This is a genomic window from Pseudomonas chaetocerotis, assembly GCF_015712105.2.
GTDB classification, from domain to species: Bacteria; Pseudomonadota; Gammaproteobacteria; order Pseudomonadales; family Pseudomonadaceae; genus Aquipseudomonas; species Aquipseudomonas chaetocerotis.
Window position 1 is genome coordinate 595,520 of record NZ_JACFYX020000001.1, and the last position, 26,135, is coordinate 621,654.

Sequence of the window (26,135 nt, forward strand, 5' to 3'; positions counted from 1 at the left end):
CAGAAACGACCGGGGAGGCTTTCGCCTCCCCGTCGAGCCTTCGAGCAATCGCTTATTTAACCAGCGTACGCCATTCGGCGTGGCCACTGGTTTTGCCGGTGACCAGGTCGAAGTAGGCCTTCTGCAGCTTCTCGGTGACCGGGCCGCGACGACCGGCGCCAATCTTGCGACCATCCACTTCACGAATCGGGGTGACTTCAGCGGCGGTGCCGGTGAAGAAAGCCTCGTCGGCGATGTACACCTCATCGCGGGTGATGCGCTTCTCGACCACCTTGATGCCGTGCTCGTCGGCCAGGGTCAGGATGGTGCTGCGGGTAATGCCGTTGAGGCAAGAGGTCACTTCCGGGGTGTACACCACGCCGTCCTTGACCAGGAAGATGTTCTCGCCCGAGCCTTCGGCCACGTAGCCTTCCGGATCCAGCAGCATGGCCTCGTCGGCGCCGCCGGAGATGGCTTCCTGCAGGGCCAGCATCGAGTTGATGTAGTTGCCGTTGGCCTTGGCGCGGGTCATGGCGATGTTGACGTGATGGCGGGTATAGGAGCTGGTACGCACCTTGATGCCGGCTTCCAGCGCCTCTTCGCCCATGTAGGCGCCCCAGTGCCAGGCTGCGACGATCACGTGCACCTTCAGGCCCGCAGCGCGCAGGCCCATGCCCTCGCTGCCGAAGAACACCATCGGCCGCAGGTAGGCGCTTTCCAGACCATTTTCACGCACGGCGGCGCGCTGGGCTTCGTTGATCTCTTCCTTGCTGAAAGGGATCTGCATATTGAAGATGTGCGCCGAATCGAACAGGCGGTCGGTGTGCGCTTGCAGGCGGAAGATCGCGGTGCCGTCCGGGGTGTTATAGGCACGCACGCCTTCGAACACGCCCATGCCGTAGTGCAGGGTATGGGTCAGCACATGGGTGTTGGCTTCGCGCCACGGCACCAGTTCGCCGTCGTACCAGATCACGCCATCACGGTCGGACATCGACATCTTGCCTGCTCCTCAAATTCGCTTCACGGTTCGATCAGTAGGTGGGGCCTCAAACCCCGTCGTTCAACTCAGCCCCAGCTCACGCCACAGGCGCATCACGGCGCGACGCTCATCCTGGAACTGATCCCCCGGCACCACCCCAGGCTGCTTCTGCAGCGCCTGGCGATGGGCAGCCGAGCGATAGATCTTGTAGACCTCACGCAGCAATGCGGCATCCTCGGCGCTCATCAGATCGACCCGCTCCAGGCCTTCCAGAATACGGATGTTATCGGTGAACTCGAGTAGCTGCGGGTGTTGCCACGACCAGGCCAGAGCCGCGTATTGCACCATAAATTCGATATCGACGATACCACCGGCATCCTGCTTCAGATCGAAGGAGGACGTGGCCTCGAAGGCATTCGCTGCCGTTCCGGCCGCAGTATTCCTGGTGCCAAGGTTGTCACGCATCTTCGCGCGCATCTCGCTGACCTCGACGCGCAGCGCCTCGGTATCGCGCCGGCGACCCAGCACTTCGGCGCGCACGCGAGCGAACTCGCCGGCCAGGCGCGGGCATCCCACCAGTACCCGCGCCCGCACCAGCGCCTGATGCTCCCAGGTCCAGGCCTCGGTCTCCTGATAGCGCTGGAAGGCACCCAGCGAGCTGACCAGAAGGCCCGCTGCGCCAGATGGTCGCAGGCGCATATCCACCTCATAGAGCGCACCGGAGGTGGTCTGGGTAGTCAACAGGTGAATGATGCGCTGCCCCAGGCGGGTGAAGAACTGCGCACCGTCGATGGGTTTGGCGCCATCGGTCTCGGCCTGCGGATCGCCGTCATGGATGAACACCAGGTCCAGATCCGAGCCATGGCCGAACTCCAGACCACCGACCTTGCCATAGCCAATGATGATGAAGTCCGGGTCGCAGGGCGTGCCATCGGCACGATGCGGCCGGCCGTGCCGCTGCACCGTATGCTGCCAGGCCAGCGCCAGCACCTGATCGAGAATCGCCTCGGCCAGCCAGGTCAGGTAGTCCGATACCTTCATCAAGGGCAGCGTGCCGGCAATTTCCGAAGCGGCCACGCGCAGGCTGTGGGCCAACTTGAAGTGGCGCAGCGCCTCCATCTGCTGCTCCAGATCCTCCTCGGGAATACGGATCAGCCGTTCGCGCAACTCGGCAGCCAGCTCCGGGGCCAGCGGCGGATGGTACAGCCGCCCCTCGTTGAGCAGTTCGTCGAGCAACAGTGGATAGCGAGCGATCTGCTCGGCGATCCATGGGCTACCCGCACAAAGGCTGATCAGGCGCTCCAGCGCGCCTGGGTTTTCGCTCAGCAACACCAGGTAGGCCGAGCGCCGTGCGACCTTTTCCACCAGCGGCAACACCCGCTCCAACACCAGATCCGGCTTGTCGTGCTCAACAGTCTGCGTCAGCAGACGCGGAATGAACGCATCCAGACGCTCACGACCGAGGCGCTGCATGGCGCGCACCTGCGGGCCGTTACGCAGATCCCCCAGGCGCCGACAGGCTGCACCAGGCTCGATGAAACCCGCCTCCTGCAACTGCAGCGCGGCAGCCTCATCGTCCAGCGCCCCCTGCCACAACGGCAGCCACTCGGCGCCAACGCAGGCCTCGCCAGCATCCGACTCATCTTCGTCAGGATCGGCGATCACCTGCTGGAAGTGCCATTCGATGCGACCGCGCCAGTGCATCAGGCGCTCATGAAAACTCGCCCAGTCAGCAAAGCCCATGATCGCCGCCACCCGCGCCTGATCCTGCGGGTCGGCCGGCAGCATCTGGGTCTGCCGATCACCGATGCCCTGCAAGGCGTGCTCGGCATAACGCAGGAACTCGTAACCCTCCTTCATTTCCGCGACCACCGCCGGCGGCAGATAGCCCTGCCCTTCCAGCGTGGTCAGCACCTTGAGCAATGGCCGCTGCTGCAGACTGAGATCACGCCCACCATGTATCAGCTGGAAGGCCTGAGCGATGAACTCGACCTCGCGAATGCCGCCGGCGCCGAGCTTGATGTTCTCGCTCATACCCTTGCGCCGCACTTCCTGCTGGATCAGCAGCTTCATCGCACGCAGCGCCTCGATGGCGGAAAAATCCAGGTAGCGCCGGTAGACGAAGGGCCGCAGCATCTCCAGCAACTCGGCACCCGCGGCCTGATCACCACCGACCACGCGCGCCTTGATCATCGCGTAGCGCTCCCAGTCACGACCCTGATCCTGGTAGTACTGCTCCAACGCATTGAAGCTGAACACCAGCGCACCGCTGGAACCGTAGGGACGCAGGCGCATGTCGGTACGGAATACGAAGCCGTCGACGGTGATCGCATCCAGCGCCTTGATCAGGCGCTGCCCGAGACGGATGAAGAACTCCTGATTATCCAGCGGGCGCTTCACACCCTCGGTCTCGCCACCCTCCGGATAGCCGAAGATCAGGTCGATGTCCGAAGACAGGTTCAGCTCGTGCGCGCCGAGCTTGCCCATGCCGAGGATGACCATGTGTTGCGGCTGGCCACTGCGCCGCCCGATCGGCGTACCGAACTGCGCGCAATGACGCGGGTACAGCCAGTGATAGGCCAGATCGATGCAGGCATCGGCGAGATCGGACAGATCGCGGCAGGTTTCACCAAGCGCCGCCTGGCGGCTGAAATCGCGCCAGATGATGCGCAGCTGCTGACGATTGCGAAAACGCCGCAGGCAGCGCCCCAGGGCATCCTCATCGGCACACTCGGCCAGCTGTGCCTCCAGCTGCTGGCGCAACTCACCCGGCGCCAGGCTGCGCTCCAGCTCACCGGACTCGGCCAGGGCAACGAACATCTGCGGATCACGCTGCGCCTGCTCGGCGACGAAATCGCTCAGCGCCGACACCTGCCGCCAGGCAACGCGGCGTTCTTGCGGCCATGCGGCAACAGGTTCAGCCAGCGCCTCATGCTCTGCCAAAGCGGCTTGCAACGACTGTTCGGCGCGTTCGGCCAGGGAGACAAGGGAAGGGGGCAACTCGACCAGCAACGGCAGGCTCATGGTCTATCCTTTTGGCGGACTGCCGGACGCACGGTGCAATCGCCCGCAGCCCCGCACCAGCGGGGCACGCGCGGCCGGCGGTGCCGCGGATTGTAGTTTTACTACGAAAGAATTGTATCCAGAGGGCTGAATCCGTCGTCGAAATGTAGTAAAACTACAAGCGGCCGGTCCTACCCCCGGTAAATCCAAGAATTTCAACTCGCCCGCCCAAAAAGCCGGTGAGACCCAACTGGCCTCCGATTCTGGAAGCCTTTCCGCCCTGGAGCAAGCCATGCAAGACCTCGATCCGATCGAAACCCAGGAATGGCTGGACGCCCTTGAATCCGTCCTCGACCGTGAGGGTGAAGACCGTGCCCATTACCTGATGACCCGTCTGGGCGAGCTGGCCACCCGTAGCGGTGCGCAACTGCCCTACGCGATCACCACGCCTTACCGCAACAGCATCCCGGTAACCCATGAAGCTCGCATGCCCGGCGACCTGTTCATGGAGCGCCGCATCCGCTCGCTGGTGCGCTGGAACGCCCTGGCCATGGTGATGCGCACCAACCTGGACGACCCGGATCTGGGCGGCCACATTTCCAGCTTCGCCTCCTCCGCGACGCTGTATGACATCGGTTTCAACTACTTCTTCCAGGCCCCGACCGACGAACACGGCGGCGACCTGGTGTTCTATCAGGGCCACGCCAGCCCTGGCGTCTACGCCCGCGCCTTCATGGAAGGCCGCATCAGCGAAGACCAGATGAAGAACTTCCGCCGCGAAGTGGATGGCAAAGGTCTGTCGTCCTACCCGCACCCCTGGCTGATGCCGGACTTCTGGCAGTTCCCGACCGTGTCCATGGGCCTCGGCCCGATCCAGGCGATCTACCAGGCCCGCTTCATGAAGTACCTGGAAGCGCGCGGCTTCATTCCGGCTGGCAAGCAGAAGGTCTGGTGCTTCATGGGCGACGGCGAGTGCGACGAGCCGGAATCCCTTGGCGCCATTTCCCTGGCCGGCCGCGAGAAGCTGGACAACCTGATCTTCGTCATCAACTGCAACCTGCAGCGCCTCGACGGCCCGGTGCGTGGTAACGGCAAGATCATCCAGGAACTCGAAGGCGTGTTCCGCGGTGCCCAGTGGAACGTCAACAAGGTGGTCTGGGGTCGCTTCTGGGATCCGCTGTTCGCCAAGGACAAGGACGGCGCCCTGCAGCGTCGCATGGACGAAGTGGTCGACGGTGAATACCAGAACTACAAGGCCAAAGACGGCGCCTACGTTCGTGAAAACTTCTTCAATAGCCCGGAGCTCAAGGAGATGGTCAAGGACCTCTCCGACGACGAGATCTGGAAGCTCAACCGTGGCGGCCACGACCCGTACAAGGTCTACGCAGCCTATCACCAGGCCGTGAACCACAGCGGCCAGCCGACCGTGATCCTGGCCAAGACCATCAAGGGCTACGGTACCGGCGCCGGTGAAGCGAAGAACACCGCGCACAACACCAAGAAGGTCGATGTCGACAGCCTGCGTCAGTTCCGCGACCGCTTCGACATCCCGGTCAAGGATGAAGAGCTGGAAAACCTGCCCTTCGTCAAGCCGGAGCCAGGCAGCCCCGAGTACAAGTACCTGCACGAGCGCCGCAACGCGTTGGGTGGCTTCGTACCGCAGCGTCGCCAGCAGAGTTTCAGCATCCCGACACCACCACTGGATACCCTCAAGGCCATCCTCGACGGCTCGGGCGACCGCGAAATCTCCACCACCATGGCTTTCGTGCGCATCCTCGCGCAGTTGGTCAAGGACAAGGAACTCGGCCAGCGCATCGTCCCGATCATCCCGGACGAAGCCCGTACCTTCGGTATGGAAGGCATGTTCCGCCAGCTCGGCATCTACTCCTCGGTCGGCCAGCTGTACGAGCCGGTCGATAAAGACCAGGTGATGTTCTACAAAGAGGACAAGAAAGGTCAGATCCTCGAGGAAGGCATCAACGAAGCCGGCGCCATGAGTTCCTTCATCGCCGCCGGTACGTCGTACTCCTGCCACAACCAGCCGATGCTGCCGTTCTACATCTTCTACTCGATGTTCGGCTTCCAGCGCATCGGCGACCTGGCCTGGGCCGCTGGCGACAGCCGCACCCGTGGTTTCCTGATCGGCGGTACCGCCGGCCGTACCACCCTCAACGGTGAAGGCCTGCAGCACGAAGACGGTCACAGCCACATGCTGGCAGCGACCATCCCCAACTGCCGCACCTACGACCCGACCTACGGCTACGAGCTCGCCGTGATCATCCGCGAAGGCATTCGCCAGATGACCGAAGAGCAGCAGGACATCTTCTACTACATCACCGTGATGAACGAGTCGTACCAGCAGCCGGCCATGCCGCAGGGCGTGGAAGACGGCATCATCAAGGGCATGTACCTGCTCGAGGAAGACAAGAAGGAAGCCGCGCACCACGTGCAGCTGCTGGGTTCCGGCACCATCCTGCGTGAAGTCGTCGAAGCCGCGAAGATCCTGCGTGACGAGTTCAACATCGGCGCCGATGTGTGGAGCGTCACCAGCTTCAACGAACTGCGCCGCGACGGCCTGGCCGTGGAGCGCAGCAACCGCCTGCACCCGGGGCAGAAGCCCAAGCAGACCTACATCGAGCAGTGCCTGAGCGGTCGCAAGGGTCCGGTCATCGCCTCCACCGACTACATGAAGCTGTTCGCCGAGCAGGTTCGTCAGTGGGTTCCGAGCAAGGAATACAAGGTCCTGGGCACCGACGGCTTCGGCCGCAGCGACAGCCGCAAGCAGCTGCGTCACTTCTTCGAAGTGGATCGCAACTGGGTCGTGCTGGCCGCCCTGGAAGCCCTGGTCGACCGTGGCGAGATCGAAGCCAAGGTGCTGGCTGACGCCATCGCCAAGTTCGGTATCGACGCCGACAAAGCCAATCCCCTGGACTGCTAAGGAGCGTAGCGATGAGTGAATTGATTCGCGTACCCGACCTCGGCGGTGAAGGCGAGGTGATTGAACTGCTGGTGAAGGTCGGCGACCGTATCGAAGCCGACCAGAGCGTACTGACTCTGGAGTCCGACAAGGCCTCAATGGAAGTGCCCTCGCCCAAGGCCGGCGTGATCAAGGAAATCAAGGTCAAGATCGGCGACCGTCTCAAGGAAGGCGACGAGCTGCTGGTGCTGGAAGTCGAAGGTGCCGCGCAAGCGGCGCCTGCGCCGAAAGCCGAAGCTGCGCCTGCCGAAGCGCCGAAAGCAGCCGCTGCGGCGGCCGCTCCTGCCGCTGCTGCGACCAGCAGCAGCGTGCAGGACGTGCACGTGCCGGATATCGGCACCGACGGCAAGGTCAAGGTCATCGAAGTCATGGTCAAGGTCGGTGACAGCATCGAAGCCGACCAGTCACTGATCACCCTGGAATCCGACAAGGCCTCCATGGAAATCCCCTCGCCGGCTGCCGGCGTGGTGGAAGAAGTGCTGGTCAAGCTGGACGCCGAAGTCGGCACCGGCGACCTGATCCTCAAGCTGCGCACCGCTGGTGGCACAACCGCCAGTGCTGCGCCGGCTCAAGCCGCAGCACCGGCTGCCGCACCAGCAGCCGCTCCCGCTGCCGCCGCTCCGGCTGCTGCTTCGGTGCAGGACGTGCATGTGCCGGACATTGGCACCGACGGCAAGGTCAAGGTCATCGAAGTCATGGTCAAGGCCGGTGACAGCATCGAAGCCGACCAGTCACTGATCACCCTGGAATCCGACAAGGCCTCCATGGAAATCCCTTCGCCGGCTGCCGGCGTGGTGGAAGAAGTGCTGGTCAAGCTGGACGCCGAAGTCGGTACTGGCGACCTGATTCTCAAGCTCAGGGTGGCAGGCGCCGCTCCGGCCGCTGCGCCGGCGCAAGCCAGCCAGGAAGTGCACCGCGTGCCGGAAGGTGCCGCACCGGAAGTGGCCGCAGAAGTACGCGCCATTGCCTCGTTGTCGGCTGCTGCTGCCGAGGTTGCCAACGCGCCCAAACGCGATGGTGCCAAGGTGCACGCAGGCCCCGCCGTGCGTCAGCTGGCTCGTGATTTCGGCGTGGAACTGGCGGATATCGCCGGCACCGGTCCGAAAGGCCGCATCCTCAAGGAAGACGTGCAGGTGTACGTCAAGGCGATGATGCACAAGGCCAAGGCCGCACCGCAGGCGACTGCCGCTGCTGCCACCGGCGGCGCCGGCATTCCGCCGATCCCGACCGTGGACTTCAGCAAGTTCGGTGAAATCGAAGAAGTGGCGATGACCCGCCTGATGCAGGTCGGCGCCGCCAACCTGCATCGCAGCTGGCTCAACGTGCCGCACGTGACTCAGTTCGACTCGGCCGACATCACCGACCTGGAAGCCTTCCGCGTCGCGCAGAAGGCCGTGGCCGAGAAGGCTGGCGTCAAGCTGACCGTGCTGCCGCTGCTGCTCAAGGCCTGCGCCCACCTGCTCAAGGAACTGCCGGACTTCAACAGTTCGCTGGCCCCGAGCGGCAAGGCGATCATCCGCAAGAAGTACGTGCATATCGGCTTCGCCGTCGATACGCCGGACGGCCTGCTGGTGCCGGTGATCAAGAACGTCGATCAGAAGAGCCTGCTGCAGCTTGCGGCTGAGGCCGCCGCACTGGCGGAAAAAGCGCGCACCAAGAAGCTCTCGGCTGATGACATGCAGGGCGCCTGCTTCACCATCTCCAGCCTCGGCCACATTGGCGGCACCGGCTTCACGCCGATCGTCAACGCGCCGGAAGTGGCGATCCTGGGTGTCAGCAAGGCCACCATGCAGCCAGTGTGGGATGGCAAGGCCTTCCAGCCCAAGCTGATGCTGCCGCTGTCGCTGTCCTACGACCACCGGGTGATCAACGGCGCTGCCGCCGCACGCTTCACTCAGCGTCTGTCGCAGCTGCTGGCCGATATCCGCACCATCCTGCTGTAAACCGTTTCGAGCACGCCACGCTCGCATCCTCAACCCCGCCCATTCAGGCGGGGTTTTTTTGCATTCTTTCGGAGCGGTGTGAGGCCTATCAGCCCTTCTGCACGTTGCGAATCAGAAAGCTCAGCGCCTTGGCCAATTCACCCGCGCCCTGGTGATCACGCACGATGCTCAGCAGCGGACTGCCATCAGCCGGGTTGAACAGCACACAGCGGATACCGCCGGTCGGACACTCATAACGGATGAACGGATCGACACCGAACACCGGAACACGCTGATTGCGCACCGAGATGGCGGTGCCCTGCGCGTCACGACTCTCCTCACGCAGGATAAGCTCGCCGGCATTGCCGACATTGAAGCGATACAGCAGGTCCTGCCGCTGCGCCTGGCCAACCTGATAACCCGCGCGCAGGGCGTAGGTTTCCAGCAATGCATTGCTGTGCGCGAGCAATGCATTGCGCTCGTTGTCGGCCAGATAAAGACGCTTGAGCCCGTCCAGATAAGCAGCCTGCTCGGCCCCCTGCAGCGTCGCCGCGTCATCGGCGCTAGCAACCGCGGGTATGGCCGTAAAAAGTGCTCCGCCAAGCACCATGGCCATGAGTTTTCTTGTCAGTCTCGCTTGCATGATGCACCCTTGCCGAACGCTATAGTGAAGTAGGCCTGAGCCCTAGCCTCCGTCCGTGCCGCTGCGCCTTCTGGCAGCAACGGCCCTGTACTGAGAACGGATGCCTCGCCTGGTCAGCATACTGGAAGCCCGCCGCCCAATGAAAAGCCATCCCGATGCCAGCGCCCGCTCGGCAGCCGAGGTTGTGACGCAGTTGCCAGTGCCCTCGCGGCTCGGCATGCTGCGTTTCGAGCGCTTGAACGAGCCAAGCTGGGCATTGCTGTTTCTCGACCCGGCCTGCGAACGCCAGTTGGGTATCAGCGCCAGCGATCTCTGCGCGCTGGTGGATGCCCCCTACGCCAGTCTGATGGAGCCCGAGGCGCGCTATCGCTTGCATGACGCCATCCAGCAGCAACTGCTGCAAGGCCCGCATTACCTGGTGCGCTATACCCTGCATACACCGCAAGGTGCTCTGACCCTGCTGGAGATGGGCGAACCCTTCAAACAGCGCAACCGCCAGTTGCTGCGCGGCTATCTGCTGGTAGCGGACGAAAGCCTTGATCAGTACGCCCCTGCCGAACAGGAGCTGCACACGCAGAATCAGCAACTGCGCAGCTCGCTGCAGCAATATCAACGCACCCAGAATGACCACCTGCAACACCTCGCCCGTTCACGCACCCAGCAGCAACTGATCGTGCGCCTGGCGCGCCAGCGCTACACCTCCAGCGACCCACAGCAGGAAGCGGCCGAACTGATCACCCAGGCCGCCTGCGAGGTCTACGGTGTCGCTCGCGCCGGTATCTGGAAGCTTGGCAGCCATCATCTGGACTCCGTGTCGCTTTATCGCCGCGACCTGGACCGCCACGAACAACTACCGTCGATAAACGCGCGGAATTTCCCGCAGTATCTGGAGGCATTGCACAGCGGCAGAGCCATCGACGCGCACGATGCGCAGCGCGACCCGCGCACCTGCGAGCTGGCCGCCAACTACCTGCAGCCGCTGAACATCTGCTCGATGCTCGACGCCAGCATACGCGTCGAGGGCGAAGTGGTCGGCGTACTCTGCCTGGAACATATCGGCGGCATACGCACCTGGCAGGCTGATGAAATCGCCTTCGCCGGCGAATTGGCCGATCAGTTCGCTCAGGTATTGATCAACCAGCAGAAACGCAGCGCCACCAGCGCCCTGCATCTGTTCCAGCGCGCCGTCGAACAGAGCGCCAGCGCCTTTCTGCTGGTCGACCGCGACGGCCGGGTGGAGTACGTCAACCCCAGCTTCACCGCCATCACCCTGTACAGCAGCGACGAGGTCTGCGGCCATCGTCTCTCCGAACTGCCCGCTCTGACCAACCTCAGCGACCTGCTGTTCGATGCCAGCTCCAGTCTCGCCGAGCACAGCAGCTGGCAAGGCGAGTTCCGCAGCCGACGCAAGAATCTGGAGCCCTACTGGGGACATCTATCGATATCCAAGGTGTATGGCGACGACGGCGAGCTGACCCACTACATCGGCATCTACGAAGACATCACCGAAGCCAAGCTGGCGCAGCAGCGCATCGAACGCCTGGCCTATACCGACAACCTGACCAACCTGGGCAATCGCCCCTCGTTCATCCGCAGCCTCGAACAACGCTTCGCTCAGCATACGCAGCAGCCGCTGGTGCTGCTGCTGGTGGACATCGACAACTTCAAGCGGATCAACGACAGCCTCGGCCACCAGACCGGCGACAAGCTGCTCTCGGCCCTGGCCCGACGCCTGCGCAACAGCCTCGGCGCCAAGGGCACACTGGCACGCTTCGCCAGCAACGAATTCGCCATCCTGCTCGATGGTTGCGACCAGGACAGCGGCCTGCGCGTCGCTCATCAGGTGCTGCAGACCCTGGACAAGCCGCTGTTCGTCGATAACCAGTTGATCAGCATCACCGGCTCGCTCGGCCTGGCCCTGGCCCCGGAGCATGGCGACGACCCGCAGACGCTGATGAAGCACGCCGGCCTGGCGCTGCACAAGGCCAAGGCCAACGGCAAGCATCAGGTGCAGCTGTTCACCGAGGAGCTCAACGCCGAGGCCAACTACAAGCTGTTCGTCGAGAACAACCTGCGTAGGGCCTTGACCCAGAGTGAACTGGAGGTCTTCTACCAGCCCAAGCTGTGTCTGAAGAACGGCCAGTTGCTGGGTTTGGAGGCGCTGCTGCGCTGGCACCATCCGGAGAAGGGCATGATCCGCCCTGACCAGTTCATCAGCGTCGCCGAGGAAACCGGCCTGATCATTCCCATTGGCAAATGGGTCGTACGCCAGGCCTGCCGCATGAGCAAGCAAATCGCCGCCATCGGCATGGGCGAACTGCAGGTGGCGATCAATCTGTCGCCCAAGCAGTTCTCCGATCCTGATCTGGTCGGCTCCATCGCCGCCATCCTGCATGAAGAACAGCTCGACCCGCGCCTGCTGGAACTGGAACTGACCGAGAGCCTGCTACTGGAGGCCACCGAGGACACCCGCCACCAGCTCGGCCGCCTCAAGAGCCTGGGCCTGACCCTGGCCATGGACGACTTCGGCACCGGTTATTCCTCGCTCAGCTACCTGAAGAAATTCCCCATCGACGTGATCAAGATCGATCGCAGCTTCATCAAGGATATTCCCGACAACCAGGACGACATGGAGATCACCTCAGCGGTGATTGCCATGGCCCACAACCTCAAGCTCAAGGTGGTCGCAGAAGGTATCGAGACTGGCGCCCAGCTCGGTTTCCTGCGCCGCCAGCAATGCGACGTAGGCCAAGGCTACCTGTTCGACAAGCCGATTCCTGGCCGCGAACTGATCGAAAGCCTGCGCCGCTACCCCTGCCGGCCACAGGCTGACCAACGGACGTAATACGCCATACTGCGCGTAGTCCACTACCCACCCACTTTCAGGAGACCGTCATGGTTCTGCGTTCCCAGATTCTCGTCAACAAGGATGTCCTGCCCACTGCCGAGCAGGCCTTGCCCGGCCGCCCAGAGGCAATGCCGGTGGCGGAGACTCACTATGTCAACGGCAACCCGATCAAAGCGCCCTTCCCCGCCGGCCTGCAACAGGCGGTATTCGGTCTCGGCTGCTTCTGGGGCGCCGAACGACGTTTCTGGCAACAGCCTGGCGTGTTCAGCACAGCGGTCGGCTATGCCGGTGGCCTCACGCCCAACCCCACCTATGAGGAAGTCTGCTCGGGTCTGACCGGGCACACCGAAGTGGTACTGGTCGTGTTCGATCCGCAGCAGACCAGCTTCGAAGCACTGCTCAAAGTGTTCTGGGAAGTGCATAACCCGACGCAGGGCATGCGCCAGGGCAACGACCAGGGCACCCAGTACCGCTCGGCAATCTACTGCCAGGACGACGCTCAACTGAGCGCCGCCAAAGCCAGCCAGGCGCGCTTCCAGGATGAGCTGGACAAGGCCGGAGTGGGCCGCATCACCACTGAAATCGCCGAGGCACCGACCTTCTACTACGCCGAAACCTATCACCAGCAATACCTGGCGAAGAATCCAGGCGGCTATTGCGGCCTGGGCGGAACAGGCGTATGTCTACCCCCTGAACAGTGAGCATGGGTAACGGGTCGTGGAGCTGAGCAGCATTTCCAGCCAGGTATCGAGTCAGGCATCGGCGCAGATTTCTGCGCAGATGTCGCTTCTGCTTCTGCGCAAGACACTGGAGCTGCAGGCCGCCAACATCACCGGGCTGGTGCAGTCAGCTGCACCGGTCAGCGCCCCCAGCAACCCACCCAACCTGGGCAACAGCATCGACGTGATGGCCTGAATAACTAATGTCTTCAGGCCATCAGCCGGACTAAACTGCGGGCCATCAGCCATCGTTCGACGAGCCCGGCATGCCCGCCACTCTCCCCACCATCACCCCCGATCAGCTGTGCATCGGCCTCTACGTCCATCTGGACCTGAGCTGGTGGGAGCATGATTTCGCCTTCAGCAATTTCAAGATCAAGGATGAAGCACAGCTTCGCGCCTTGCGCGCACTCGACCTGAAGCAGCTGCGCTATGACCCTGCGCGCAGCGACTGCCTGCCCGCGCCTCTCGTCGACAGCGTCCCGCCCCCTCCTGTTGAAGAACCGCCGGTCGATCCGGAACGTCAGGCACGCCAGGAACGCGTGGAGAAGCTGCATCATCTGCGCAGCCGCCTGGCCGAGGTGGATCGCCGCTTCATCGAGGCCAGCCAACGCATCAAGACGCTCAACCAGACCCTGCGCAGCCGCCCGGAAGACGCCATGCGCCAGGCAGGTGCAATCGTCGCCGAGATGGTCGAGACGCTGCTCGGCGCCCCTGGCGTGGTGCTGCATGGCATCACGGGCAAGGCGGCCGAGGACAGTTACTTCCACGCCCTCAACGTCACCGTGTTGTCCCTGCTGCTCGGGCGCCAGCTCGGACTCGACAGCGAGGCCTGTCATAGCCTCGGCCTCGGCGCCCTGTTGCACGACATCGGCAAGCTGGAAGTGCCGAGCAAGGTGCTACTCAAGCCCGCCCCCCTGAGCCGCCCGGAGCAGCAACTGCTGCAGATGCACACCGACTTCGGCCTGCGCATGGGGCAGAAACTGATGCTCGATGACGAGGTGCTGCGCATCATCCATGAACATCACGAGCACTGTGACGGCAGTGGCTATCCACGCGGGCTGCGCGAGGCTGGCATCGGTCGCCTGAGTCGTCTGGTGGTCATCACCAACCATTTCGACGGGCTGTGCAACCCGCCCGACCCGCGCCAGGCACTAAGCCCACACGAAGCCCTGGCGCTGATGTTCAAGCAGCAGCGTGAGCGCTTCGACGAAGTGGCGCTGAAGGTCTTCGTTCGCGTCATGGGCATCTACCCGCCGGGCAGCCTGGTGCAACTGGAGGATGAGCGCTATGCGCTGGTGCTGGGCATGAACCCGACTCAGGCACTCAAACCGACGCTGATTCTCTACGACGCCGACACGCCCAAGCAGGAAGCCCTGATCGTCGATCTCGCCCAGGAACCGAAGCTCGCCATTGCCCGCAGCCTGCGCCCCTCACAGCTACCGCTGGAGGTACTGGAATACCTCAGCCCGCGGCGCAACCTGAGCTATCACATCGAGCCCAACCACAAGCCCGCTTGAGCCCCTTGTAGCCCGGATGCAATCCGGGGATCGGGGCCACGGCTCCCGGATTTCATCCGGGCTACGCGCTAAGTTGGCCGCATCCCGCGTAGGGTGCGCCATGCGCACCGCCCCGCTCGCTCAACCGGCCGACTTTTCCTCGATCAGCCAGTCCAGGCGCCAACCGCCCTGGCTCTGGCCAAGCACATCAGCCAACCAGGGCAGGAGCTGCTTGAGCTCATCTTCCAGGCCCCATGGCGGGTTACTGATCACCAGGCCCGAACCGCTCAGCCGCGTGGCATCGTCCGGCGCGTGCACGTACAGCTCTGCGCGCAGCAGCTTGGGCGCGGCGCTCTTGCTCAGATCACGATAGAAGCGCGCCAACTGGCGCTCATCCTTGATCGGATACCAGATCGCCACGATGGCCTGGCGCATGCGCCCGTGCGCTTCGTTCAAAGCCTCGACGCAGCGCTGCAATTCATCGGTCTTCTCGAACGGCGGATCGATCAGCAGCAACACGCGCTTCTCGCGCGTCGGCATCAGCGCACGCGGCACGTGCCAGCCTTCGCCCAGGTGCACAGCGACGCGGCGATCACCGCGCATGTTGTCCTTGAGCAGGCGGCCGTCCTCGGGGTGCTTCTCGTTGAGCTGCAGAGCGTCCTGCTCGCGACTGAGCAGCCGCGCCAGCTCGGGCGAGCCGGGGTAATAGCGCAGTTCACCATTCGGGTTCATCGCCCGCACCACCTCCAGGTAGGCTTCCACCGCATCCGGCAGTTGCGTGGCCTGCCACAGACGCGCGATGCCCTCCTGGTATTCGCCGGTGCGGCTGGCTGCATCGCCGTGCAGGTCGTACAAGCCAATACCGGCATGACTGTCGAGGTAGGCGAAAGGTGCCTCCTTCTTCGACAGCAGACCGATCAGGCGAGTCAACACCAGATGCTTGAGTACGTCGGCGTGGTTGCCGGCATGGAAGGCGTGGCGGTAGTTCATGTAGGTCTCCGAAGCGGTCGCCAAGTTTACCCGTTGAAAGGGCTTTACGCGCGCATCAGCTCCAGCAACAAGGCCAGCGGCGGGTGCTCACCGGCGTCGCGACGGCGCGCCAACAATGTAGTCGTCGCGCCAAGCTCAGGGGCGATGGCCTGGTATTGCACCAGATGCACACGCGGGTGACTGTCGAGCAGGCTGCGTGGCAACAGGCCGATACCCATACCGGCAGCAATGCCGGCAAAGATGGCGTCGATGGAGCCATAACTCTGCCGCGCCGCCACCTGCAAACCACGACTGACCGCCCAACGTTCCAGGCGTTCGCGGTAATGGCAACCCTCGGGGAACCCCAGCAGCGTCTGCGGCCGGCTCTCCAGGTTGGTGCCAGCCTGCTCGGGCGGCAGCACCAGCATCAACTCCTCCTGCCAGATGGGCAGGCAGTCGAGCTGGGGATGCTCGAACGGCCCACCAATCAATCCACCGTCCAGTTCCCCGGATAACACACCCTCGACCAGTCGCCGGCTCGGACCGGTGCTGAGTTGCAGGTTCACCCGCGGAGCTCGCTGATGGAAAGCCGCCAGCAGCTCCGGCAGGCGCACTGCCGCAGTAGTTTCCATCGACCCCAGGCGCAGATCGCCGCTCCAGATATCTTCTTGCACGCTGCGCCAGGCCATCTGGCAAAGCTGCTCCAGGTTTTCGGCGTGTGGCAACAGGCGCTCACCCGCTGGCGTCAGCCGCAAGCGCTGGCCGCGACGCAGGAACAGTCGTGTGTCGAGCTGTTGCTCCAGTTGACGCAGGCGCGCCGAGACGTTCGACGGTACGCAACTCAGGCGCAGGCCTGCGGCGCTCAACGAACCTTCGCGCGCCACAGCGAGGAAGTAGCGGAATAATTGAGGATTGAGCCGCTGCCAGGCACCCATGACTTCACCAAAAGTGAAAATTGACAACAGTATTTTTCACTAACGATTAGCTAGCGACAACGACTAAGGTGCGCGGCACGACCGGAGGCCAAATGCCCAGATTCGACCGCACCCACTTCACCGCCCTGCTCGCCGCTGCCCTGGCGCTGGTTGTCGTGCATGCGCTCGGTCGCTTTGCCTTTACTCCGCTTTTACCGCTGCTGCTCGATGACGGTTTGTTCGATCTGGCTGAAGGCGCCCAGTTGGCGACCTGGAACTATCTCGGCTATCTGCTCGGCGCCCTGCTCGCACTGCCCATGGCCAGTCCACGCGGTTTGCGCCTGGGCCTGCCAACGGCGCTGCTGATCAATGCCGGCCTGACCCTGGGACAGGTTTTCGTCCATGACTTCGCCGGACTCGCGGCACTGCGCCTGGCAAATGGCATCAGCAACGGCATTGTCTTCGTGCTCGCACCAGCGCTGGTACTGGAATGGCTGGCCTTGCGCCAAGCGACGGCACTGAGCGGCCTGGTGTACCTGGGCCTGGGCGGCGGCATGCTGTTGTGCGGCCTGCTAGTGGCCATAACGCCCTGGCAAGGGCCGATGCGCTGGTTGCCCATGGCCCTCTGCGCCCTGCCTTTGGCCCTGCTATGCGCACCCATGCTGCGACGCCTGGCACAACAGCTACCCGAAAAGCCTCACGCGACCACTCAAGCACCACTCTTCGACAGGCGAACTCGACCACTGTTGATGGCCTACCTCGGTGCTGGTCTGGGTTACATACTGCCACTGACCTTCCTGCCGGCACTGGCTCGGGAGCAGTTGCCCGCCGACCATCCGCTGCTGATCGGCAACTGGTGGTGGACCGCGCTTGCCTGTCTGGTATCGGCGACCCTATGGAACCACGCAGGCACCTGGCTGGGTGATCGCCGCGCCCTGCTGGCCAACTACCTGCTGCAACTGTTCGGCGTGGTCATGCCCATTCTGCTGCCTGGACCTATCGGCGTGATGACCTGCGCCCTGCTGGTAGGCGGCACCTTTCTCGGCACCGTGCTGCTGACCCAGCGCCTTGCACGCGCCCTCAACCCAGGCCAGGGCTTGCGCCTGGCGGCGCTGCTGATCAGTCTCTATGGCGGCAGCCAGTTGCTCGGCCCCTGGCTGGTGGAACATTGGACTGCCGCCGGGCATAGCCTCACAAGCAGTTTTTCCATTGGTGCGGCTGCACTGCTCTGGGCTCTGTTCTGGGCCTGGCGCGTGGCCGAACCGCAACCCGACCGCTGAAACGGAGCCATCCCATGCACCTACCCGCCCTGCTTGGCAGCGAACTTCCCCTGATCCAGGCACCAATGGCCGGCTCGCAGGATTACCGCCTGGCCGCCGCCGTGAGCCAGGCCGGTGGCCTGGGCTCGATTCCCTGCGCGATGCTCGCCCCTGCGGCCCTGCGCCAGGCGCTGCAAACGATGCGCGGCCTGACCGAGCGGCCGTTCAACCTCAATTTTTTCAGCCACGTCCCGCCACAGCCAGACGCGGTCCGCGAGGCTGGCTGGCGCGAAGCGCTGGCGCCCTACTATGACGAGCTGGGCGTGGACCCGGCCAACATCGCCAGCGGACCTGGGCGCCTGCCATTCAACGACGAAGCGGCTGAACTGGTGGAAGAGTTCCGCCCTGCGGTGGTCAGCTTCCACTTCGGCCTACCGAAAGAGGCCTTGCTAAAGCGAGTCCGTGACAGCGGGGCGAAGATCCTCTCCAGCGCCACCACCCTGGATGAAGCGCTGTGGCTACAGGAACGCGGCGTCGATGCCGTGATCGCCCAGGGTCTGGAGGCTGGCGGCCATCGCGGGCACTTTCTGGATTTCGACCTGAGCCGTCAGCTCGGCACCTTCGCTCTGTTACCACAGCTGGTGGATGCGCTGTCTGTGCCGGTGATTGCCGCAGGCGGCATCAGCGATGCCCGTGGCGTGGCGGCGGCCATGGCCCTCGGCGCAGCCGGCGTGCAGGTTGGTAGTGCGTACTTGCTGTGCCCGGAAGCCACGACCAGCGTCCTGCACCGCGCTGCACTGCAAAGCCCGGCGGCGCGCCACACGGCGCTGACCAACCTGTTCAGCGGACGCCCGGCGCGCGGCATCGTCAATCGCCTGATGCGCGAGCTGGGGCCGCTGAGCACGCAGGCACCCGCTTTCCCCCTGGCCACTGCAGCCATTGCGCCGTTGCGCGCAGCGGCCGAGGCGCAGGGCAGCGGCGACTTTTCACCGCTGTGGGCCGGGCAGAACGTCGCGAGTTGCCGCCCCATGCCCGCAGCCGAGCTGACGCGCGAGCTGGCGCGGGGCTTCGCCTGACAGCCAGGAGCAGCCTCGTAGGGCGGGTGTAACCCGCCATTGCCGAGGCGGCGGGTTGCACCCCCGCCAACGAGCAATTATCACCGCCACTGATGATGCTGTGCAGGCGGACGGCCCACTGCCTAGACTCGGTCGATCATCTGGAGGCCCGTTCCATGTCCGAGACCCTGCTCAGCTCCCGCAACCTGGCGTTCGAACTCTACGAGGTGCTCGACGCCGAAGCCCTGACCCAGCGTCCGCGCTTCGCCGATCACAACCGCGAGACCTTCGATGCGGCGATCGGCACCGCACGCAACATCGCCGAGGCGCTGTTCGCCCCGCACAATCGCAAGAACGACGAACACGAGCCGCAGTACGTCGAGGGTGGCGCGGTGCTGATCCCGGAGGTCGAGCCGGCCTTGCGCGCCTTCCACGAAGCCGGTTTTCTCAACGCCACCCGCGACTTCGAACACGGCGGCATGCAACTGCCCAACCTGCTGTCGCAGGCCTGCTTCGCGCATTTCCAGTCGGCCAACATCGCCACCAGCTCCTACTCGATGCTGACCATGGGCGTGGCCAATCTGATCGAGGCCTTCGGCAGCCAGCAGCAGAAATCACGCTACCTGCAGCCGATCATCGACGGCCGCTTTTTCGGCACCATGGCGCTGACCGAGCCGCATGCCGGCTCCTCGCTGTCGGACATCAGAACCCGCGCCGAGCCGCATGACGATGGCAGCTACCGGATCAAGGGCAACAAGATCTTCATCTCCGGCGGTGATCAGCCGATCTCCGAGAACATCGTGCATATGGTACTGGCCAAGCTGCCGGACGCACCGCCCGGGGTGAAGGGCATCAGCCTGTTCCTGGTGCCCAAGTTTCACGTCAATGACGACGGCAGCCTGGGTGCGCGCAACGATGTGACCCTGGCCGGCCTGTTCCACAAGATGGGCTGGCGCGGCACCACGTCCACCGCGCTGAATTTCGGTGACAACGGCGAATGCGTCGGCTACTTGGTAGGCAAGCCACATGCCGGGCTCTCCTACATGTTCCAGATGATGAACGAGGCGCGCATCGGCGTCGGCATGGGCGCGATCATGCTGGGCTACGCCGGCTACCTCTATTCGCTGGACTACGCGCGTAATCGCCCACAGGGCCGCCAACCCGATGGCAAGGACCCGAGCAGTCCGCAGATTTCCATCGTCGAGCACGCCGACGTACGGCGCATGCTGCTGACGCAGAAGGCCTACGTCGAAGGCGCCTTCGACCTCGGCCTGTACGCTGCACGTCTGTTCGACGACACCCAGACACTGGAAACCGCCGAAGAGCGCACCCGCGCTCTGGAACTGCTCGACCTACTCACGCCCATCGTCAAGTCCTGGCCTTCGGAGTTCTGCCTCAAGGCCAACGAGCTGGCCATTCAGATTCTCGGTGGCCATGGCTACACCCGCGATTACCCGGTGGAGCAGTACTACCGCGACAACCGCCTCAACCCGATCCATGAGGGTACCCATGGCATTCAGTCGCTCGACCTGCTCGGGCGCAAGGTCTCGCAGAATGGCGGCGCCGCCCTCAAGCAACTGCTCAAGCTGATCAACGATTGCTGCCAGCACGCCAGCGCGCATGAAACGCTCGATGCCCTGCGCCAGCCACTGGAACAACTGCTGGCGCGCCTGCAGGTGGTGACCCTGGCGCTACTGGGCGATCTGATGAGCGGCAAGGTCAACCAGGGCCTGGCCAACTCGGCGTTGTACCTGAAGGTGTTCGGTCACACGGTAATCGGCTGGCGTTGGCTGGAGCAGGCGATTCGCGCTGAAGAAGGCCTCGCCCGCACGGATAATGCCGAGGAGCAGGCCTTCTATCGTGGCAAGCTGCAGGCGGCGCGCTACTTTCTGACCTGGGAGGTGCCGAGCTGCCACCACGACCTGGCCATTCTCGAAGCACGCGACGACACCTGCCTGAGCATGCAGGACGCCTGGTTCTGAAACTGAGCCAAACGCCCCAGCGCCCGATCATGGGCGCGTTGGGGCAATCTGGAAAAATGTAATAACCTTTTTGACAGCAGCACGAAGGCTGCGGTTAGAATCCCTGGCACGCGCCATGCATAACGGCGCACCCAATGACCCAGCCAGGAGTAGCGCCGTTGGATGCCAGCGCCATCAACAATCTGTTCTTGATCGGCGCCTTGCTGGTGGCGGCCAGTATTCTGGTCAGCGCGTTCGGCACACGTTTCGGCATCCCCATCCTGGTGATCTTCCTCGCCGTCGGTATGCTCGCCGGCACCGACGGCCCTGGCGGCATCATCTTCAACAACTATCCCCTGGCCTACCTGGTCGGCAACCTGGCGTTGGCGGTGATCCTGCTCGACGGCGGCATGCGCACACGAGTCTCCAGCTTCCGTGTGGCCTTGTGGCCGTCGCTGTCACTGGCGACGGTGGGCGTGGTGATAACCGCTGGCCTGACCGGCCTGGCTGCCACCTGGCTGTTCAATCTGACCCTGCTGGAAGGCTTGCTGATCGGCGCCATCGTCGGCTCCACCGATGCGGCGGCGGTGTTCTCTCTGCTCGGCGGACGCGGCCTCAACGAGCGGGTCAGTTCCACACTGGAAATCGAGTCCGGTAGCAACGACCCGATGGCGGTGTTCCTCACCGTCACCCTGATCGCCATGCTCGCCAGCGGCCAGACCGGCTTCAGCTGGGATCTGCCGATTCAGCTGGTACAGCAATTCGGCCTTGGTGCCCTGCTGGGTCTCGGCGGCGGCTGGCTGCTGCTCAAGCTGATCAATCGCATGGAACTGGCCACTGGCCTTTACCCGCTGCTGGTCGTCAGCGGCGGCCTGATCATCTTCGCCATCACCACCGCCGTCGGCGGCAGCGGCATCCTCGCCATCTACCTGTGCGGTCTGTTGCTGGGTAACCGGCCGATACGTTCGCGTCACGGCATCCTGCACATGCTCGACGGCCTCACCTGGCTGGCGCAGATCAGCATGTTCCTGGTGCTCGGCCTGCTGATCACGCCGCACGAACTGCTACCCATCGCCCTGCCGGCGCTGGCCTTGGCGCTGTGGATGATTCTCTTCGCGCGGCCGCTGTCGATCTTCCTCGGCCTGTTGCCTTTCCGCGCCTTCCACGATCGCGAGCGGATCTTCATCGCCTGGGTCGGCCTGCGCGGCGCCGTGCCCATCATCCTCGCCGTGTTCCCGCTGATGGCCGGCCTGCCCAATGCACAGCTGTTCTTCAACGTGGCGTTCTTCATCGTGATGATCTCCCTGCTGCTGCAGGGCACCAGCCTGCCGCTGGCCGCCAAGCTGATGCGCGTCACCGTGCCGCCAGAGCCTGCCCCCGTATCACGCGCTGGGCTGGAAGTGCATCCGACCAGCCAGTGGGAGTTGTTCGTCTACCGCCTGGGCGCAGAAAAGTGGTGCATCGGCGCCGCCCTGCGCGAGCTGAACATGCCCGAGGGCACTCGTATCGCCGCGCTGTTCCGTGGTCGCGATCTGCTTCACCCCTCGGGCAGTACGCGCCTGGAGGCTGGAGATCTGCTCTGCGTGATCGGCCACGAACAGGATCTGCCTGCCCTCGGCAAGCTGTTCAGCCAGGCGCCCAAGCGTGGCCAGGACCTGCGTTTCTTCGGCGATTTCGTGCTGGAAGGCGACGCCGAACTTAGCGCGGTTGCTGCACTCTATGGTCTGAAGCTGGATGACGTGGAAGGCAATCAGCCACTGGGGCGCTTCATCGCCCACGAAATCGGTGGCGAGCCCGTAGTTGGCGACCAGGTCGAATGGCAGGGTCTGACTTGGACGGTGGCGGCCATGGAAGGGAACAAGGTACGCAAGGTTGGCGTCAGATTCCCCGAAGGCACACGCCCCGGGCCAGGGCTGCACTTCTAGCAAGCGGGTGAATTGTCCCTGCCAGGACTCTGCTAGCATCAGCATCAAGCGCGGGCCACCAGGCCCGCGCCTTCGTTGTGCCGCGGATAACTCAATCGTCATCGCTCACTCAGTAGATCAATCGACCATGCCTCTCTCGCGCCTCTCCCTAGTAGCCATCCTGCTTGCCCTGTGTCTCGGCATCCCGCAGGTGTTCGCCGAGGAACCACCCCAAGCCGAGAGTGTGCAGCAGAGCCTGGACAGCCTGGCTGACCGCAAGCTGCCAGAGGCCGAGCAACTGGCGCTCAAGCAAACGCTGGAGCAGACGCTGCGCATGCTCAATGACCGGCAGGCTGCCGATCAGCGCCTCAGTGATCTCCGCAAACAGCTGGACGAGGCACCGCGCCTGATCAGCGAAGCCCAACGCGACCTTGCTCGCCTCAAGGCCAGTCCCGATCAGCCTGTGGCCGAACGCCATGCACGGACATCGCTGGCGCAGCTGGAACAACTACTCAACGAGCGCGCCAATCAGCTTAGCGAATGGAACAAGGCGATCATCGAAGCCAACAGCATGGTGATCACCGCGCAGACCCGACCGGAACGTGCCCAATCAGAGATCAGTCAGAACCAGACACGCAGCCAGCTGATCAACGATGCACTCAAGAGCGGCCGCTATGACGGCAAAACGCTGACCCCGGAACGCCGCGACCAGCTCAATGCAGAACTGGCGTTGCTCGCAGCGCAGACGCAGCTGCGCCGCCAGGAGCTGGCAGGCAACAGCCTGCTGCAGGATCTGGGCGGTGCCCAGCGCGCCCTGCTCGAAGAACGCATCAACCGCGCCGAACAGGAACGTCAGGCACTGCAGAGCCTGATCAACGACCGCCGCCGCGCCGAATCGGAGCAGACCGTCGCCGAGCAGTCGCTGGAGGCCGAACGCGCCAGTTCGGACAAGCTGCTGGCCAAGGAAAGCACGCTCAACCTCAAGCTGTCCGACTACCTGCTACGCGCGACCGACCGTCTGAACAGCCTGACCGAGCAGAACCTCCAGACCCGCCAGCAGCTGGACAACCTGGCGCAGGCCGATCAGGCTCTGGACGAGCAGATTCGCGTGCTGCAGGGCAGCCTGCTGCTGTCGAAGATTCTCTACCAGCAAAAGCAGGCTCTGCCAAAGCTGAAGCTCGAAGACGGCGCGCTCGCCGATGATATCGCCGATATTCGTCTCTACCAGTTCGAGCTGAACAAACAGCGCGACGAGATCAGCGATCCAGGTCGCTATGTAGACGATCTGCTGGCCTATCAGCCAGACGAGGAAATCACCAAGGAACTGCGCACTGCTCTGCTGGAGCAGCTCGACACGCGCCGTGAGTTACTCGACCGCCTGAATCGCTCACTGAATGCGCTGCTCAACGAGTCGATCACCCTGCAACTCAATCAGAAGGAGCTGCAGAGCACTGCCAGCAGCCTGCGCGCGACCATCGATGAGCAGATGTTCTGGATTCCCAGCAATAAACCGCTCGACCTCGAATGGCTGAAGTCAGCGCCACGTTACCTTCAGCAGCAATTGGCAGACATGCCCTGGGGCATGGCCATCAGCGAACTCGGCGCCGGTTTGTTCGAGCGCCCACTGGTGTTCCTGCCGCTTATTCTGCTCTGCGCCCTGATCCTCTGGCGACGCCAGTACCTGTTCAGCAAGCTCAGCGCACTGCATGGCGACATCGGCCACTACAAGCACGACAGCCAGCTGCATACACCGATGGCACTGGGTCTGAACATCATCCTCGCACTGCCGGTCACATTGTTCCTGGCGCTCTGCGGCTATGCCCTGCTGCATGATGCGCGCGGGCAGAACCTCTATCTGGGCGCCGCGCTCTATGAAATGGCAGAAGCCTGGCTGGTGTTCTATACCCTGCATCGGATTCTTTCCCCAGACGGCGTAGCCATACTGCACTTCCACTGGCCACCCGCCAACGTGGCGTTCTTCCGTCAGCACCTGCGCCGCCTGGGCCTGGTGGTAATGGCGCTGGTGGCCGTGGTGAGCATTGCCGAACACCAGCCGGCGAGCCTGGCCAACGACGTCATCGGCATCGCCGTGGTCCTGAGCTGCTACGCCCTGATGGCCTGGCTGCTGTTCCATCTGCTGTTCAGCGCACCGCTGCGCGAGAACACCTCCGCCTTGCGCACCAGCGTCGGCGTGCTGTTCAACCTGCTGCCGCTGGCGCTGATCGGTGCGGTTGCCTTCGGCTATTACTACACGGCGCTCAAGCTCACCGACCGATTGATCGACACCCTCTATCTGCTGATCATCCTGCTCATCGTCGAGGCCACTCTGGTGCGCGGGCTGAACGTGGCGGCACGGCGTCTTGCCTATCAGCGTGCCCTGGCCAAACGCCAGGCCCAGAGCAAGGAGGGCGCCGAAGGCGAAGCGGTGATCGAAGAGCCGACGCTCGATATCGAGCAGGTCAACCAGCAATCGCTGCGCCTTATCCGTCTGGCTCTGCTGGGCGGCTTCCTGGTCTGCCTGTACTGGGTCTGGGCCGACCTGATCGGTGTTTTCACCTACCTCGATACGATCAATCTCTACGAGTACAGCAGCGGTACCGGGAACAATGCGACGCTGGTGCCCATCAGCCTGATGGACGTGATCGGTGCGTTGATCATCGTCGCCATCACCGTGGCCCTGGCGCGCAACCTGCCGGGTCTGCTCGAGGTGCTGGTACTGTCGCGCATGCGCCTGGCGCAGGGCAGCGCCTATGCCACCACCACCCTGCTGTCCTACGTACTGGTAGGTATCGGTATCGTCACCACCCTGTCCACCCTGGGGGTGAGCTGGGACAAGTTGCAATGGCTGGTGGCAGCGCTCTCAGTGGGCCTGGGCTTCGGCCTGCAGGAAATCTTCGCCAACTTCATCTCCGGCCTGATCATCCTGTTCGAGCGCCCGGTGCGTATTGGCGACGTGGTGACCATCGGCAACCTGTCCGGCACTGTCAGCAAGATCCGCATCCGCGCCACCACCATCACCGATTTCGACCACAAGGAAATCATCGTTCCGAACAAGACCTTCATCACCGGCCAGTTGATCAACTGGTCGCTGAGCGACACGGTGACCCGCGTCACCCTCAAGGTCGGTGTCGGCTATGGCTCGGACCTCGATCTGGTACGCAAGCTGCTACTGCAGGCCGCGCAGGAAAACCAGCGCGTGCTCAAGGATCCGGCGCCGCTGGTGTACTTCCTCAACTTTGGTGAAAGCACGCTGGATCACGAACTGCGCATCCACGTGCGCGACCTCGGCGACCGCAACCCAGCCACCGACGAGATCAACCGCTTCATCGACCGCGAGTTCCCGAAGAACGGCATCAACATAGCCTTCCGCCAGGTCGAGGTGTATGTGAAGAATCTGGAGCATGGTGAGCAAAAGCTCGACCAGAAGGACCTGGCCAAAGTCGCTGCAGCCGGCGCTGCCAGCGTACAGCAGCCGCCAACACCACCCGTAGCGCCCTAAGATCG

Annotated in this window: 16 protein-coding genes; 11 read left to right on the forward strand and 5 right to left on the reverse strand. The window is 63.5% G+C overall.

Features of this window, described 5'->3' with window-relative positions; genetic code table 11:
* Positions 1 to 52 precede the first annotated feature (52 nt).
* Together H3221_RS02730 and glnE are read right to left on the reverse strand one after the other, a co-directional pair.
* Positions 53 to 976 (reverse strand): branched-chain amino acid transaminase, encoded by a 924-nt coding sequence (locus tag H3221_RS02730; protein WP_196476325.1) that lies wholly within the window; start codon positions 974 to 976, stop codon positions 53 to 55.
* Between the two features lie 63 nt (positions 977 to 1,039).
* On the reverse strand, positions 1,040 to 3,982 hold the full coding sequence (gene glnE, locus H3221_RS02735) for a bifunctional [glutamate--ammonia ligase]-adenylyl-L-tyrosine phosphorylase/[glutamate--ammonia-ligase] adenylyltransferase (protein ID WP_196476326.1): 2,943 nt from the start codon (positions 3,980 to 3,982) through the stop codon (positions 1,040 to 1,042).
* 271 nt (positions 3,983 to 4,253) lie between these two features.
* On the opposite strand from glnE, the gene aceE reads away from it, so the two are divergent.
* On the forward strand, positions 4,254 to 6,899 hold the full coding sequence (gene aceE / locus H3221_RS02740) for a pyruvate dehydrogenase (acetyl-transferring), homodimeric type (protein WP_196476327.1): 2,646 nt from the start codon (positions 4,254 to 4,256) through the stop codon (positions 6,897 to 6,899).
* An 11-nt stretch (positions 6,900 to 6,910) separates the two neighbouring features.
* On the forward strand, positions 6,911 to 8,881 hold the full coding sequence (gene aceF, locus H3221_RS02745) for a dihydrolipoyllysine-residue acetyltransferase (protein ID WP_196476328.1): 1,971 nt from the start codon (positions 6,911 to 6,913) through the stop codon (positions 8,879 to 8,881).
* A gap of 88 nt (positions 8,882 to 8,969) precedes the next feature.
* On the opposite strand, the gene H3221_RS02750 is transcribed toward aceF, so the two are convergent.
* Positions 8,970 to 9,476, reverse strand: a complete 507-nt coding sequence (locus tag H3221_RS02750; protein WP_196476329.1) for a hypothetical protein — start codon at positions 9,474 to 9,476, stop codon at positions 8,970 to 8,972.
* 166 nt (positions 9,477 to 9,642) lie between these two features.
* Between H3221_RS02750 and H3221_RS02755 the strand changes: the two genes are divergently transcribed.
* The 4 genes from H3221_RS02755 (at position 9,643) to H3221_RS02770 (ending at position 14,590) form a co-directional block, all read left to right on the forward strand.
* Positions 9,643 to 12,348, forward strand: a complete 2,706-nt coding sequence (locus H3221_RS02755; protein ID WP_196476330.1) for a putative bifunctional diguanylate cyclase/phosphodiesterase — start codon at positions 9,643 to 9,645, stop codon at positions 12,346 to 12,348.
* A gap of 50 nt (positions 12,349 to 12,398) precedes the next feature.
* Positions 12,399 to 13,052 carry a peptide-methionine (S)-S-oxide reductase MsrA gene (msrA, locus tag H3221_RS02760; protein ID WP_196476331.1) on the forward strand — a complete coding sequence of 218 codons (654 nt, stop codon included), beginning with the start codon at positions 12,399 to 12,401 and terminating at the stop codon, positions 13,050 to 13,052.
* Positions 13,053 to 13,068: 16 nt separating this feature from the next.
* Positions 13,069 to 13,266: a putative motility protein gene (locus H3221_RS02765; RefSeq protein WP_017678604.1), complete on the forward strand. Its 198-nt coding sequence runs from the start codon at positions 13,069 to 13,071 to the stop codon at positions 13,264 to 13,266.
* A gap of 70 nt (positions 13,267 to 13,336) precedes the next feature.
* Positions 13,337 to 14,590: an HD-GYP domain-containing protein gene (locus H3221_RS02770; protein WP_196476332.1), complete on the forward strand. Its 1,254-nt coding sequence runs from the start codon at positions 13,337 to 13,339 to the stop codon at positions 14,588 to 14,590.
* A 120-nt stretch (positions 14,591 to 14,710) separates the two neighbouring features.
* Here the strand turns inward: H3221_RS02770 and H3221_RS02775 are convergent, their stop codons facing one another.
* Entirely contained in the window at positions 14,711 to 15,559 is an 849-nt protein-coding gene (locus tag H3221_RS02775; protein ID WP_196476333.1) for a 23S rRNA (adenine(2030)-N(6))-methyltransferase RlmJ, read from the reverse strand.
* Between the two features lie 44 nt (positions 15,560 to 15,603).
* On the reverse strand, positions 15,604 to 16,473 hold the full coding sequence (locus tag H3221_RS02780) for a LysR substrate-binding domain-containing protein (protein WP_196476334.1): 870 nt from the start codon (positions 16,471 to 16,473) through the stop codon (positions 15,604 to 15,606).
* A 92-nt stretch (positions 16,474 to 16,565) separates the two neighbouring features.
* On the opposite strand from H3221_RS02780, the gene H3221_RS02785 reads away from it, so the two are divergent.
* From H3221_RS02785 to mscK, 5 genes are all read left to right on the forward strand, one after another.
* Positions 16,566 to 17,732: a YbfB/YjiJ family MFS transporter gene (locus tag H3221_RS02785; RefSeq protein ID WP_196476335.1), complete on the forward strand. Its 1,167-nt coding sequence runs from the start codon at positions 16,566 to 16,568 to the stop codon at positions 17,730 to 17,732.
* A gap of 14 nt (positions 17,733 to 17,746) precedes the next feature.
* Positions 17,747 to 18,787, forward strand: a complete 1,041-nt coding sequence (locus tag H3221_RS02790) for an NAD(P)H-dependent flavin oxidoreductase (RefSeq protein WP_196476336.1) — start codon at positions 17,747 to 17,749, stop codon at positions 18,785 to 18,787.
* Positions 18,788 to 18,942: 155 nt separating this feature from the next.
* On the forward strand, positions 18,943 to 20,748 hold the full coding sequence (locus H3221_RS02795) for an acyl-CoA dehydrogenase (RefSeq protein ID WP_196476337.1): 1,806 nt from the start codon (positions 18,943 to 18,945) through the stop codon (positions 20,746 to 20,748).
* A 158-nt stretch (positions 20,749 to 20,906) separates the two neighbouring features.
* Complete coding sequence (locus tag H3221_RS02800) at positions 20,907 to 22,652, forward strand: potassium/proton antiporter (RefSeq protein WP_224490484.1); 1,746 nt, start codon at positions 20,907 to 20,909, stop codon at positions 22,650 to 22,652.
* Between the two features lie 127 nt (positions 22,653 to 22,779).
* Positions 22,780 to 26,130, forward strand: a complete 3,351-nt coding sequence (mscK, locus tag H3221_RS02805) for a mechanosensitive channel MscK (RefSeq protein ID WP_196476339.1) — start codon at positions 22,780 to 22,782, stop codon at positions 26,128 to 26,130.
* Positions 26,131 to 26,135: the final 5 nt, after the last annotated feature.